The sequence below is a fragment of the Thermodesulforhabdus norvegica genome (assembly GCF_900114975.1).
In the GTDB taxonomy this organism is placed as follows: domain Bacteria; phylum Desulfobacterota; class Syntrophobacteria; order Syntrophobacterales; family Thermodesulforhabdaceae; genus Thermodesulforhabdus; species Thermodesulforhabdus norvegica.
Genome location: NZ_FOUU01000001.1, coordinates 626,551 through 640,330, shown reverse-complemented (window position 1 = coordinate 640,330; position 13,780 = coordinate 626,551). Strand labels below are relative to the sequence as shown.

The 13,780-nt window shown below is 49.7% G+C and carries 14 protein-coding genes; 7 read left to right on the top strand and 7 right to left on the bottom strand.

Translation table 11 applies throughout. The features are described from left to right. The first annotated feature begins 1 nt into the window (after position 1). Entirely contained in the window at positions 2 to 175 is a 174-nt protein-coding gene (locus BM091_RS13840) for a hypothetical protein (protein WP_177193502.1), read from the top strand. Positions 176 to 592: 417 nt separating this feature from the next. Here BM091_RS13840 and BM091_RS03095 read toward each other — a convergent pair whose 3' ends face one another. Both BM091_RS03095 and ubiE read right to left on the bottom strand, forming a co-directional pair. Then, positions 593 to 2,452 carry a menaquinone biosynthesis decarboxylase gene (locus BM091_RS03095; protein ID WP_218148780.1) on the bottom strand — a complete coding sequence of 620 codons (1,860 nt, stop codon included), beginning with the start codon at positions 2,450 to 2,452 and terminating at the stop codon, positions 593 to 595. Then, positions 2,449 to 3,189 (bottom strand): bifunctional demethylmenaquinone methyltransferase/2-methoxy-6-polyprenyl-1,4-benzoquinol methylase UbiE, encoded by a 741-nt coding sequence (gene ubiE / locus BM091_RS03090; protein ID WP_177193501.1) that lies wholly within the window; start codon positions 3,187 to 3,189, stop codon positions 2,449 to 2,451. Before ubiE ends, BM091_RS03095 begins: the two co-directional genes overlap by 4 nt. A gap of 103 nt (positions 3,190 to 3,292) precedes the next feature. On the opposite strand from ubiE, the gene BM091_RS03085 reads away from it, so the two are divergent. Beyond that, positions 3,293 to 4,774, top strand: a complete 1,482-nt coding sequence (locus BM091_RS03085; RefSeq protein WP_093393383.1) for a hypothetical protein — start codon at positions 3,293 to 3,295, stop codon at positions 4,772 to 4,774. A 3-nt stretch (positions 4,775 to 4,777) separates the two neighbouring features. Here BM091_RS03085 and BM091_RS03080 read toward each other — a convergent pair whose 3' ends face one another. From BM091_RS03080 to BM091_RS03060, 5 genes are read right to left on the bottom strand one after another with little or no spacing between them, the layout of a single operon-like run. Further along, a complete protein-coding gene (locus BM091_RS03080) occupies positions 4,778 to 5,167 on the bottom strand; it encodes a hypothetical protein (protein ID WP_093393381.1) in 390 nt (129 codons plus the stop codon). Positions 5,168 to 5,180: 13 nt separating this feature from the next. Next, on the bottom strand, positions 5,181 to 5,819 hold the full coding sequence (locus BM091_RS03075; RefSeq protein WP_093393380.1) for an SPOR domain-containing protein: 639 nt from the start codon (positions 5,817 to 5,819) through the stop codon (positions 5,181 to 5,183). A gap of 6 nt (positions 5,820 to 5,825) precedes the next feature. Next, a complete protein-coding gene (gene argS, locus BM091_RS03070) occupies positions 5,826 to 7,484 on the bottom strand; it encodes an arginine--tRNA ligase (protein ID WP_245735232.1) in 1,659 nt (552 codons plus the stop codon). Position 7,485: 1 nt separating this feature from the next. Next, complete coding sequence (gene alr, locus BM091_RS03065) at positions 7,486 to 8,628, bottom strand: alanine racemase (RefSeq protein WP_093393378.1); 1,143 nt, start codon at positions 8,626 to 8,628, stop codon at positions 7,486 to 7,488. Beyond that, positions 8,582 to 9,088, bottom strand: a complete 507-nt coding sequence (locus tag BM091_RS03060; protein ID WP_093393377.1) for an ATP-binding protein — start codon at positions 9,086 to 9,088, stop codon at positions 8,582 to 8,584. Before BM091_RS03060 ends, alr begins: the two co-directional genes overlap by 47 nt. Before the next feature lie 135 nt (positions 9,089 to 9,223). Between BM091_RS03060 and BM091_RS03055 the strand changes: the two genes are divergently transcribed. From BM091_RS03055 to BM091_RS03035, 5 genes are all read left to right on the top strand, one after another. After that, complete coding sequence (locus BM091_RS03055) at positions 9,224 to 10,357, top strand: branched-chain amino acid ABC transporter substrate-binding protein (RefSeq protein WP_093393375.1); 1,134 nt, start codon at positions 9,224 to 9,226, stop codon at positions 10,355 to 10,357. Positions 10,358 to 10,431: 74 nt separating this feature from the next. Continuing rightward, positions 10,432 to 11,337, top strand: coding sequence for a branched-chain amino acid ABC transporter permease (locus BM091_RS03050; protein WP_093393374.1), 906 nt, complete (start codon positions 10,432 to 10,434; stop codon positions 11,335 to 11,337). Beyond that, complete coding sequence (locus BM091_RS03045) at positions 11,334 to 12,299, top strand: branched-chain amino acid ABC transporter permease (RefSeq protein ID WP_093393372.1); 966 nt, start codon at positions 11,334 to 11,336, stop codon at positions 12,297 to 12,299. The genes BM091_RS03050 and BM091_RS03045 overlap by 4 nt, the downstream gene beginning before the upstream one ends. After that, entirely contained in the window at positions 12,296 to 13,063 is a 768-nt protein-coding gene (locus tag BM091_RS03040; RefSeq protein WP_093393370.1) for an ABC transporter ATP-binding protein, read from the top strand. The genes BM091_RS03045 and BM091_RS03040 overlap by 4 nt, the downstream gene beginning before the upstream one ends. Next, the gene (locus tag BM091_RS03035; protein ID WP_093393369.1) at positions 13,063 to 13,770 is read left to right on the top strand and encodes an ABC transporter ATP-binding protein; all 708 of its coding nucleotides are present in this window, start codon (positions 13,063 to 13,065) and stop codon (positions 13,768 to 13,770) included. The genes BM091_RS03040 and BM091_RS03035 overlap by 1 nt, the downstream gene beginning before the upstream one ends. The last annotated feature ends 10 nt before the right edge of the window (positions 13,771 to 13,780 follow it).

Genomic DNA, 13,780 nt, shown 5'->3' with positions numbered 1-13,780 from the left:
AATGGAGGAAAAAATCAAGATCATAGAGGCCATTGAACAGAAAGGGCTGGACATCAAAGAAATTGCAGAAAAGATAGAGTTCGATCCAATTCTTCTAAAGCTCTACCTGAATCGAGACGACTACCCGGTCCCCAAAAGAATTCTCAAAAAAGTAGAAGAAATCGTGTTAAACTAGGCCCGAAGCTACCGAACGGAATCTTTCAGGACAACCGATGACGGTTGTCCTTTTTTCTAATGCATGATCTATTCCTGAAAATCACCGTAAAAATCAGGATAGTGTGTAAACGGGAGCGAGACTACACTGCCCTGCTGGGCCACCAATGGGAGCTAAAACCGGTCCTGGAAGAGGAGTCAGTGACGCAAGGGAAAGACGTTAAAACGGTCCACATCCATAGGTGGAAGGCCAATCTCGTAAAAAGGAGATCGCGCTGGCAGCCCTAAAGGGTCAGAAGACCATCGTGGACATGGCGTGCAGCGCAATCTCAAACAGAGCGAAATCTGGTATTGGATCGCATGCAGGCTCTTAGGGTCAATACTGAACGCAGGGCGCAAGAATGTGAGCTTACAAAATAATCCTATTTCAGTCGGATGTTCAGCCTCTCGGTGAGAGAAGTTCTTCAATTCCCAGTTCCGACGCCCTTCTTCGAACTCTTTCTTTGATCTCTTCACTCATTACGATTTCATCCGGCCAAGGTCGACTGTGCCCGTCCTGAGGCCCTTTCTTTGTAGCATCTATTACAATACGACCGTGCTGGACCGTTATATCCCTTCGGGGGTCAACGTTGTTGAATATTTTCCAGAAAATAAGTGACGAATCCTGAAGGTCGATGTGATCGTCAAAGAGCACGAAAACGGAGAAATATTCAAGATCTGGGTGTTCCAAAAGAGCAGGAATGAACCTTTTGCAGGTCAACCCGGAATCTTTGCGGACGGTCAACAGAAGGGGGTTATGGAGGGTATTCATCCGGGGAAAGTAAAAATCTTTTATGCCTTCGTTAATTCTGATAAGGGCGCTATGAATCACACTTTCTCCCGGAAATCTGCTCTTAATTTCGGGCAATTTTCGTTCCGGTTCGTAGGTCATCTTCTTCGTCGCGTCTATGCCAAGCTTTGAGCCGAAGAGCGGTTGAGGCGCACTGTGATCCAGAACATCCAGGATACCCTCGGTAATCACCAGATCCTTTTCAAAATCTACGCTGTTAAGCAGGTGAGTGACGATGCTTTTAGGGTCGTTTACCCTCAAGTCCCCGTCAACCACGACAATGCACTTGCAAAAGGACATTTGCCCCTGGCTCCAAAGAGCCTGCATAATTCTGTGAGCATGACCCGGATAGGCTTTATTGATGGAGACCACGGTTATATTGTGGAAGACGCCCTCCCAGGGCATCCAGTAATCGACTATTTCGGGGAAGACCATTTTCAGAAGCGGTAGAAAAATCCTTTCCGTCGCCTTTGCAAGATAGCAATCCTCCATAGGAGGTCGCCCTACAACGGTGGCGGCGTAAAGAGGTTTCTTCCTGTGGGTTATGGCCGTCACATGGAACACGGGGTATTCGTCTTCAAGGCTGTAATATCCCGTATGATCCCCAAAGGGGCCTTCAATTCGGGTCTCGCAAGGATCCACATACCCTTCAATAACGATTTCTGCCGTGGCCGGAACCTCCAGATCAATTGTTTTGCACTTAACCATTGGAACCGGCTCTTCTCGAATAAAACCGGAAAAAAAGATCTCATCCACACCCCGCGGTAGAGGTGCCGTAGCAGCATAAATCGTTGCCGGATCGGCCCCTATTGCAACGGCAACGGGCATTTTTATGCCTCTTTTTCTGTATTCCTGAAAGTAATGTGATCCGTCTTTGTGGATGTGCCAGTGCATTCCGGTGGTTCTTGCGTCGTAAATCTGGAGGCGATACATGCCGGCATTCCGTCTGCCCGTCTCAAGGCTCTTAGTAATCACGATGGGCAATGTTATGAAGGGCCCTCCGTCTTTCGGCCAGCAGGTCAAAACGGGAAGCTTCCCCAGGTCGGCCTGAGAACCAATGTGACAAACTTCCTGACAGGGTGCAGGGCTACCCCGAAATTTCCTCGGGATAAACCTGCTGAGCTTATGCCCCATCAAAGCCAAACCCAGAAGGTCTCGCAAAGAAGTCGGAGCCGGAGGGGAAGCAAACCTTGCGAGACGATCGGCCAACTCCTCAAGATCTGACACTCCCAGAGCCATGCATATTCTTTTCTCACTTCCGAAAATATTGGTAACCACCGGGATTGAATGCCCTTTTACATTCTCAAACAGAAGGGCCTTGCCGCCTCCGGGGTACTTACACATAATGTCCGTGATTTCCGTTATTTCAAGATAGGGCGAAACCGGAGCCCTTACACGAAGAAGCTCTCCTTCTCTTTCCAGCTCTGCAACGAAGTCCTGCAGGTCTCTATATTTCCTCTTTTTCATCATTCAACCTTTCTCCCGATGATAAAGTACGAAATCCCTGCCAAGAATATATGCCTGTGAACCACTTCAAACCCGTGATCTTGCACGACATCTTCCATGGCGCAGGGCGGCAAAAAATGGTGAACCGAGACGGGAAGGTATGTGTAGGCTTCTCGATCGCCCGAAATAAGCCCTCCCATGAAGGGAAGAATACGGTTGAAATAGAAGAGATAAACTTCGCGGATCAGAGTTTTCTCAGGGAGCCCGAATTCCAGAATCATCATGTATCCTCCGGGTTTGATAACCCGGTAGAACTCTTCGAGGGCACGGTTTACATCCGGAACATTTCGAATGCCGTAGGCTATCATGAGAGCATCGAATGAGACCGACCTGAAGGGAAGTGCCAGGGCGTCCCCTCGCACACAACTGTATTTGTGACCTCTCCTGTTACTTCGGGCCTTCCTGAGAGACCTCAAAAGCATCTCATCGGCTATATCAACCCCGATAACAGACCCACCGGAAAACCGGCGTAAAAAGGCAAAAGCCAGGTCGCCCGTTCCCGTTGCAACATCCAGAACGGTGGCCCTGCTTTTCCCTGCTTTTTCGAGGCACATTGAAAGGGCTTCCGTTGCCTTAAGGCGCCACCACCGATCAAAACCTGCCGAAAGGAAGTGGTTTAAAAAATCGTAACAGGGAGCAATGCGGTTGAACATCCTGGCAATTCGGGATTGATCTTTTTCCAAAAGAGGGGCATTTTTCACTTTAAGTCCCTGCATGTTGCGTATTACATCATATGATCACAGGCTATCATAGCAGGATAACTGCTGTGTATGCAATCGGGCAGAGGGGTGGAGGTTTTCCGTTATGGCCCTTATGCAAATTTCCGACAGGATTTTCGTTTCCTGCGAGGCTCCCGGAGCAGGAGAACTGGCCGCGCTTTTTTCGGCGAACGGTGTTACCAGGGTTATCGGGCATCCGACCTTCAGAAACGAAAACAACATAGGAGACGAGATAAAAAGAGATATCCGGGCGGTAACAAAGCAGTTCCCTCAGGAAAATGTCGCCATCTGTGTGTCTGACGGCACCTGGACTGAAGACTCAAAAGATGATTCCACATTGAAGGCGGCAATAGCTGGAGCCCGTGATGCCCTGGTAAATTTGACGGATTCGCAACGGAAAAACCTGCTGCTGGTTGCCGTTCCCTACGATGGTTACGCCGGAAATCACACGCCCGGTAAGGGAAGTGCCCTGAAGTTGTTATACGAAGAGGTGTCCAGAACTCCATCGGTTAAGGTGTTAATACTCCTCGACGGAGATCTGAAGAACGATTTCGATCCATGGTTCAGAGTTTTCAGAGAAGTAGAGCAGGAACACGCAATTAACTTCCCCGAAAAGAGTTTTTTCATAACCGCCCGCTATGCCCGGCATTTTGTCGATGCCTCCCTGACCAGATTTGTAGTGGGACCCCTCACGACGATTATGGGCGTATATGTGCCAGGCGGCATTTCAGGAGACATAGTGCTTTCTCAGGGAGCCGTAAGAAGAGAATGCCTTGCCGAATGGGACGACCACAGGAGGCGTTACGGAACCGACATAGCAACGACCTTTGATAACATCGCAGACCCCGATACACAGATTTATGAAGTTTATCTCGGAGCAAAACTCCATGACGTGACGGACGAATCAAAGCTTGCGGTAATGCCCGGCGAGGTTATCGGTGCCGCTTTGAAGCAAATAATTACGTACGAGAAGGAGCGCGGCCAGGTGAAGCGCGTTTTATCGGGTAACGAGCCGCTCCGAAGACCCATAGTGTGGGATTCCCGAAAAACGGGCATTCCTTTCATTGATCCGGGATATACGGACGTTTTTGATGTGGATGTCAAGAGAACCGTTCTCGTTGAGCGATACCCCGAATTCCGGAAAGAAATATCCAAAGTTCTTCTTCCTGAATCCTTTCACAGGGTGGAAAAATCTTACAAAATTCTTTCGCAGTTCGAAGCAAGAGATGAAGACCCGGTCACATTTCTCGGAATAGATAGAGACTTCTGGATTGAACTCCTTTACGAGCACATCGCATTTTTATTAAGCACCGAAGATGTGGAAAGTACAAAGAGGTCTATGGTCTATCTCTACTCGGCTGCTTTTTGTGAATTCTGTAAAGAAAAGCTGGCCGTCCTCGGAGCAAAACGCCTTGGCGAAGTAAGAGCCCTACAGAGGCAACTGGGGGTTCCGGCGGATAAGGCCGAAGAATTCTATCGCCGTGAGGTCGATGCCGTAGTGGATCAGATGGCAATGGAATTTTACGAGGGCAGGAAGAGAATTCTGGAATTAATGGAGAAGAGATAAAAATTACACAGCACACCACCAGAGATCCGAAACCTCTGCATAAAGCTGGAGAAGTGCAAAGGCCAATGTGTGTTTTCGATGCTTTCTGGTTCCCCAGAGTGGCCATCTGTGCATCTCTTTCAGAATCCGCACCAGATCGTTGTGAAAATACTGGGCCCGTTCGAACTCACCATAGGATCTGCCCGTTATGCGGTCTCTGGTGGGATACCAGAGGAAAACCCACCCGTGCACATTTTCATCGTAAGCCTCCCATACCAGATAGGGATTAACGGAATGCGGCACCGTTTCCCAGCAAATGTCGGGAAGAGGTATTTCCGGATCAAAGAAATCTTCCAGAAGCGGATCGGGTCTGCGCCCGTAGGTTTTAAACCTGTCTTCACGGTTTTTTTCCATCCAGGACTCCTGTCTATTTCTGGATTACTATCCCCTGCAATCCTTCCTTTGAATTGAACATACTCAGAAATTTCAAAGCGTCTTCCCTGTTTTTAAAGGTACCGACCACCACCCTATGCCAGACCGAGTCACGAACCGAAATCCGCTCAACCGTTACGGGGTAGCCTTTCGATTTTAAAAGCATCATAAGCTTTTGGGCATTTTCCGGGTTTTGAAATGATGCAGCAAGGACGGTATAAACCTTTTCTTCAGATTGCGATGTTTCGGGAATAGACTCCGAACTTTCCTCCTCAACTTCCGCTTCCGCAGGGGCGGCGGAGGTTTCAACCCCGGTTTTTTCCGGCGCCTTCGCAATCAAGGCATCATAATAGCCCAGCTCTTGTTCCATCTCTTCAGGAGAGATCCAGGTGCGGGATGCATCGGCTCTCCACACCTGTTCAACCGGGGGAGGTCGATAACCGAGAAAGAGCGCAGCCTTCTTCATAAAAGATTCTTCGTTCCTCACAATAACGCTTCGACCTACAGTCACTCCCAGTTCAAAGGTCCACAAGTACGAGGCAAAAAGGATAAGGCAAAGAAAAACGAACCTCCCCATTGAAAGTTCAAGTCGCATTGCTTTTTTTTGAAATTTTTCTCTATTAGGCCCCTGCACAGAATCTCACATTCTCTCCGGCGCCGACACTCCTATTAACTCCAGAGCATTACGGATCACCACCCGCAAAGCCCTGGCAAGATAAAGGCGAGCAAGGGCAAGCTCTGTATCATCTCCCAGTATTCGATGGTGATTGTAATAGGAGTGAAATTCAGAAACCAACTCGTGAAGATAATAGGGAATCCGATGGGGTTCGAGGAATATGGCGCTGGATGCAACGACATGAGGATACTCGCCGAGAAGCCTTATTAAATCGAGTTCCTGTTGCTCCCTCAACAAACTCAGATTGGGCACCTTGTCGTTCTCCGCAGAAAATCCCCGTTCACGGGCGACTTCAAAGAGGCTACACAGCCTTGCGTGGGCATACTGGACGTAATAAACGGGGTTTTCGTTGCTCTGTTGCTTTGCCACTTCAAGGTCGAAATCGAGATGGCTGTCCGAACGCCTCGTAAGGAATATGTATCGGGCGGCGTCAACCCCCACTTCATCCATGACCTCTCTGAGCGTTACGAATTCGCCGGCACGGGTTGACATTGCCACAGGCTGGCCTCCCCTGAGCAGATTTACGAGCTGTACGAGCACGATCCTGAGTTGCTCGGAATCATAACCCAGAGCCTCTACTGCCGCCTTCATACGAGCCACGTAACCGTGATGGTCTGCTCCCCAGATGTCAATTACGGTGTCGAAACCCCGCATGAATTTGTTCCAGTGATAAGCTATGTCGGCAGCAAAATATGTGGTCGCACCGTTACTTCTCACAACTACGCGATCCTTTTCATCACCAAAGGCCGTGCTTCTGAACCAGAGGGCTCCATCTTTTTCGTAGATATGCCCTCGCCCTCGCAAAAACTCTATAGTTTGCTCCACCTTACCGCCTTCGTGGAGACCTTTTTCGCTGAACCACTCATCAAAGGTTACGCGAAAGTCTTCCAGGTCTTTTTTAATTCCCTCAAGGATTCTATTTCCGGCATACTGTGCACAAAAACTTACGGCCTCACTTTCCGGTAACCCCAGAAGTGTGTCACCCTTGTGACCCAGCAATTCCGCCGCAAGATCCTTCATGTACTGCCCTTTGTAGTGATCTTCGGGGAATTCGATTTCTTTTCCCAGAGCTTCGAGATACCTAAGATAGAGGCTTCGCCCCAGGATTTCCATCTGCTTGCCCGTGTCGTTGATATAGTACTCTCTTTGAACACGATAGCCACAGGCTTCAAGTATTCTTGCTATACTGTCACCTGTTGCAGCGCCTCTTCCATGACCTATATGCAAAGGGCCTGTGGGATTGGCGCTGACGAACTCCACCTGAACGTACCTTCCGTTGCCCAAATTCGATTTTCCATAATCTCTGTCGGAGGCCACAATGTAAGGGAGCATCGCCGTGAAGGCATCAGGGTAAATAAAAAAATTCACGAATCCCGGACCCGCCACTTCAATCTTTTCGATAAAATCAGGATTTCGCTTCTCTATGCACGATACAAGGCGAGAAGCAATGTCTCTGGGTTTTTGTTTTAGCGTCCTGGCAAGCATCATTGCCGCATTGGTTGCATAGTGACCGTGCTCTCTGGATGAGGGAATTTCGATTTCCGGTTCAAAATCACCCAAATCACTGCTCAGTTCCCTTACGGCCAGAATTAGAAGCTCCCGCAAACGGTCTCTAACCAGCACCTTACTCCTCCTCACCTGTAAATTTCACAATGCGCTTTAAAGGATTTGCTCCAAGTCGGCAATAGATTTCATAGCTTATCGTACCCGCTTTCTCTGCCAGCTCATCTGCCCCAATGCATTCATGTCCCTGGGATCCCAACAGCACGACCTCGTCGTCGGGCACGACATCAGGAACATGAGAAACATCCACGGTTAGAAGATTCATCGAGACCCTGCCCACTATGGGACATCTAACCCCCCGAATGATGACCTCCGCCTTATTGGACAGACATCGAAAATACCCGTCCCCGTAACCTGCGGACACGACGGCTATTCTCATCGCTCTTGGAGCAATAAAAGTACGGCCGTAACCAACGGAATGACCCGCCGGTATGTCCTTCACCTGCAGGATTCGGCTTTTAAAGCTCATAACGGGTTTGAGATCGGGAGCAAAGTGAGCGGGACCGTAAAGGGCAAGGCCCGGGCGAACGGCGTTGAAATGGGATTGAGGGAAAAGAAAAAAGGCGGCACTATTGGAGGCATGAATCCTTCCCGGAAAAATCCCTTCGCTTTTTAAGATCTTTATTATCCGCTCAAAACAGGTTAACTGTTCCAGAATGTGGGTGGAAGACCTGTTGTCGGCATCGGCAAAGTGAGTCATTACGCCGTCAACCTGCACATAAGGTGATTTCCTGAGGACCTCTATTATTTTATCGATTTCAGAAATCATAAATCCGAGGCGCCCCATTCCGGTATCGAATTTGACGTGAACCGGGAACCGACGGTCCCGATCCCGACCAACCATGTTGCACACTTCAATCTGATCCGGGCTGAATACTACCGGCATAAAGTTATGCTCCAGGGCATCCCCGTATTCGTTTCCTTCCAGGCCTGAAAGGACAAGAAGAGGTAGGTTAATTCCGCCCCGTCTGAGGGTCAATGCTTCATCCATTTTACTTACCGCAAGCGTGCGAACTCCCAGCCGCACAAGCTCACCGGCGATGATAGGTGCTCCGTGACCGTAGGCATTGTTCTTCACGACGGGTATGATCTCAACACCTGCCCCGGCACGTCTTTTAATCTCCGCAAAATTATGACGAAGGGCCGAAAGATCTATTTCAATCCAGTTGTGCACAATCGCCTCTACTTTCTCCCGACCCGTCATCGGGAGTTCCGGATTCGTAAGGTATGCGTTCAAGTTTGTAAAGAGAGCAGGATTCGTCAGGAGGTTCTTTTTTTAATTGATGATACATCCTTAAAAGAACCGATTCGGGGAAACCGTCCTGTTTTGCTCGATCAAGGCATACAGAAAGAGGAGTATCGATCCAGACCAGCCGAACCTCATATCCGTAATCCTTTGCCAGTCCAATCCACTTACTTCTCGCCTGATTCACAGTGTTCGTTGCATCCAGAACCACAGGACGTCCCCTTTCCATAAGGGCTCTCAATTGAGCCTCCACAACCGCCCAAACGAAGGGCTCCAGACGCCTGTCGTGTTTTACCCCAAGGCCCTTGCGAATGTCGTCAGGGCAAACCAGTTGATATTCCGACAGGAAACGGTCAACGTAGGTTGACTTCCCGGAACGAGGCAGGCCGATCATCAAAACAAATTCTTTTCCCTTCATGTCTCCGTTTGACAAACGGGATCAAATGCTGTTTAAGAAAATCGAAACCCTTTTTAGATTACACGATGTTATGTAGTCTGTACAGAGAGTGGTTTCGGGGCGGTAAACCATTGGTAACAGCAGGGAGGTAGGAATATGAAGCGGTTGATTACAGTAGTGGGTGTTTTTGTGTGCCTGTTCCTGTTTTTCGTTTCATCCCGTGTTTATGCCGACGCCTTAAAGATAGGTCTTATGGGTCCCATGACCGGACCATGGGCCAGTGAAGGTCAGGAAATGAAGCAGGTTCTGGACATCATGGTTGATGAGATTAACGCGGCCGGGGGAGTAAACGGACAGAAGGTCGAATTGATCGTTGAAGACGATGGCGGAGATCCACGAACGGCGGCACTTGCGGCGCAGAAGCTGGTAACTCAGGGTATCGTGGGGGTTATCGGAACTTACGGTTCTTCGGTTACGGAAGCAACTCAGAACATTTATAACGAAGCCAAAGTCATTCAGATCGCAAACGGTTCAACGGCCATAAGATTGACCGAAAAGGGATTAAAATACTTCTTCAGGACCTGCCCGAGGGATGATGAGCAGGCAAGGGTTGCGGTTAAAACAATAAAAGACATGGGGTTTAAAAAGGTAGCCATACTTCACGACAACACCACCTACGCAAAAGGTCTGGCCGACGAAGCCAGGGGGCTTCTTGAAAAAGAACAGGGTATTGAAATAGTCTTTTTCGACGCCCTGACTCCGGGCGAGCAGGACTACACCGCCATTCTGACCAAGCTGAAGGGGGCAAATCCCGATGTGGTATTTTTCACAGGGTATTATCCCGAGGCGGGCCTGCTTCTGCGGCAGAAGAAAGAAATGAAGTGGGAGGTGCCCTTTATCGGCGGTGATGCCACGAACAATCCGGACCTCGTAAAGATAGCCGGGGCTGATGCTGCTGCGGGGTTTTACTTCCTGAGTGCTCCTCTGCCAAAGGACCTTCCCGGTGAAGAAGCTAAGGCTTTCCTTGCCAAGTTCTCCGAGAAGTACGGAAATCCACCCAATTCGATTTATGCCGTTCTGGCCGGAGACGGTTTCCGGGTACTCATTAAGGCCATTCAGGAAACGAAATCCACCGATCCCGACGTTCTGGCAGATTATCTGCACAACAAGCTTAAAGACTTTCCGGGTCTTACGGGAACGATCTCTTTCAATGAGAAAGGTGATCGGGTAGGCGAGGTTTACAGGGTTTACAAAGTGAACGAAAAAGGCGAATTCATCCTCATGCCGTAACACGCCGATAAGCCGCCCTGACGCCTGCCGCCTGGGGGCGTCAGGGTTTACGAATGCATTCAGAAGGTTTCCACATGGAAGAGTTCCTGCAACAGTTCATCAACGGTCTGTGTGTGGGCGGAATCTATGCTCTAATTGCCCTTGGCTATACGATGGTTTACGGCGTTTTGAAGCTCATAAATTTCGCCCACGGCGATCTTTTCACCATAGGAGCCTATCTCGGCCTTACACTGCTCATATCCCTGGGCCTGGCCGATCACATAGGGCCTGTTGCCGGTATTTTCCTTTTATCACTTATGGTTATGGGACTTGTTGCGGTGCTGGGAGTCATCCTGGAACGCGTAGCCTACAGACCTTTGAGACATTCCCCTCGACTTTCGGCCGTCGTCTCGGCTCTTGGTGCATCCATATTCTTTCAAAACGCCGTTATGCTCATTTACGGAGCCCGCTTTCAGGTTTACCCTCAGGATCTCCTTCCCAAAATTGCCCTGAACATCTTCGGGTTGTACATTCCGCTGATAAGGATCCTGGTTCTGGCTGCCTCTGTAATCATGATGCTTGCACTTTATCTTTTCATCCAGAAAACCACCATCGGAACCGCCATCCGTGCTGCCGCTATCGACCAGAAGGCGGCACAGCTCATGGGAATAAACGTGAATGCCGTAATAACCCTGGTTTTTATCATCGGACCGGCGCTGGGCGGTTTTGCAGGGGTTATGGTCGGACTTTTGTACGGACAGATAAAATTCACCATGGGGTGGATTTATGGGTTGAAAGCCTTTACTGCAGCCATACTTGGAGGAATCGGCAACATACCTGGAGCAATGCTCGGTGGGCTGATTCTGGGCGTAATAGAAGCCCTGGGTGCCGCATACCTGTCCATAGCCTGGAAAGATGCCATCGCCTTCCTGGTACTCATCGTAATTCTAATTGTTAGACCCACAGGACTCCTGGGAGAGAGGGTGGCTGAAAAGGTATGAAGCCTGACAAAAGAACTCTGCTGACCGCCGTTTTTCTGGTCACTTTTTTTGTCGTACCTCTTTTTCTAAACCCCTACTGGGTTGATGTTCTGGTAAATGTGGGTATCTACGCACTGCTGGGCCTGAGCCTGAACCTGATAGTGGGTCACGCCGGGCTCTTCAATCTGGGACATGCGGCTTTCTATGCAGTCGGTGCTTACACCGCCGCCATCCTGAACACCAAGTTTCACATTCCCCTACTATGGATTCTTCCCGTCTCCGGCCTTGCCGCGGGAATCTTTGCTTTGATCATAGCGAGGCCGATTATTCACCTCAGAGGCGACTACCTGTGCATAGTGACCATCGGCGTGGGGGAAATCGTTCGCATTGCCCTGATAAACAATGTTTTCGGTATCACCGGAGGAGCCAACGGAATTTTCGGAATATCCCGCCCTCAGATCTTTGGATACGTCATAAAAACACCCTATCAGTTTTTCTATCTCGTCTGGGTTTTCGTGCTCATAACGGTCGTACTTTTCCGTCGTCTGGAGAACAGCCGCGTAGGCCGGGCGCTTAACTACCTGCGAGAGGATGAAGTGGCAGCCGAAGGATGCGGTGTTAACGTGGCCCATTACAAGCTCCTGTGTTTTGTCATAGGAGCCGCCTGGGCCGGCATGGTGGGGAATATCTACGCCGGCAAGATGATACTTATATCTCCGGAATCCTTCAGTTTTTGGGAATCCGTTATAATGTTTACACTGGTTATTCTCGGGGGAGCCGGTAGCATCGAGGGAGTCATCCTGGGAGCATTCCTGATTGTGGGGCTTCCTGAAATATTCAGAGAGCTGGCCGATGCAAGGATGCTTTTTTTTGGAGCGGCAATGATCGTTATGATGATATTCCGGCCGGAGGGATTGATACCGGCACGCCGACGGGTATATAGATTGCCCTCTGGAAGTGCAGGAGGTTTTCTTGCGGAATGAGTCTTTTAAGTATTCAGCGTGTAACCAAGTCCTTTGGAGGTCTCGTTGCGGTTAACAACGTCTCTTTTGATGTAAATTCCGGCGAAATTATCGGGCTTATAGGGCCTAACGGAGCGGGGAAAACCACGGTTTTTAATCTGATTACGGGAATCTATACCCCCGATCAGGGGGAAATTATATTCGACAACGAGTCCATCGTAGGCAGAAAGCCTCACCAGATCGTCCAGCTCGGCATTGCCAGAACCTTTCAGACCATCCGCCTTTTTCCCAGGCTCACCGCTCTGGAAAACGTTCTTGCCGGCGCTCATTGTCGAATGAAATCCGGAGTGATTGCCGCCCTTTTGAGACTTCCCGGGCAAAAAAAGGAGGAAGAAGAAAAGCTTTACGAAGCCTATTCGCTTTTAAAGTTCGTGGGAATTGCAGATTATCACGATGTTCTGGCGGGAAATCTTTCTTACGGAAACCAACGGCTTCTTGAGATCGCCCGGGCTCTGGCAACACATCCCAGATTACTCATCCTGGACGAACCTGCCGGGGGAATGAACGAAAAAGAGACGGAAGGCCTTATAGAGCTCATTGCAAAGATTCGTGACAGAGGAATAACTGTTTTGCTCATTGAGCACGATATGAATGTGGTTATGAAAATCTGCGAAAGGATCGTTGTGCTCGAATACGGGTCGAAGATTGCTGAAGGGACACCGGAAGAAATACGCAGGAACCCAAAGGTTATCGAAGCATACCTGGGAACCGAAGAGGATGGGTGATGCTGCTCCAGGTCGTTGATCTCAAGGTGAAATACGGGAACATTGAAGTACTTCACGGTATTAACCTGGAAGTACGGGAAGGCGAAATCGTTGCAATACTCGGTGCAAACGGAGCCGGAAAGAGCACCACACTGATGACCATAAGCGGCATCCTTAAACCATCTCATGGTGGAATATACCTTGACAAAACACCTCTTCACAAACTCCCGGCTCACGAAATAGTCAAGCTGGGGATTGCTCAGGTGCCCGAAGGCCGCAGGATCTTCGGCACCCTTACAGTGAGAGAAAACCTGAAGCTGGGAGCATTTACGAGACGCAACGATGCCGGGACGGCTGCGGCCGAAGAGTGGGTTTATGAGCTTTTTCCAATCCTTGCGGAGCGCCGGGAGCAACTGGCCGGGACATTAAGCGGTGGAGAACAGCAGATGCTCGCCATCGGAAGGGCTTTAATGAGCCGGCCTAAGATCCTGCTTCTGGATGAGCCCAGCCTCGGACTGGCACCAATTCTGGTAAAAAGCATCTTTCAGACCCTTCGGGAGATCAACCAGCAGGGGGTTACAATACTTCTGGTCGAGCAGAACGCCAGAGCGGCCCTTAAACTGGCACACCGGGGCTACGTCATGGAAGTGGGGAACATAGTCCTGGCCGACACGGCCGAGCAACTGCTGGCAAATCCCGAAGTCCAGCAAGCCTATCTGGGCGGATAACAAGGGCGGG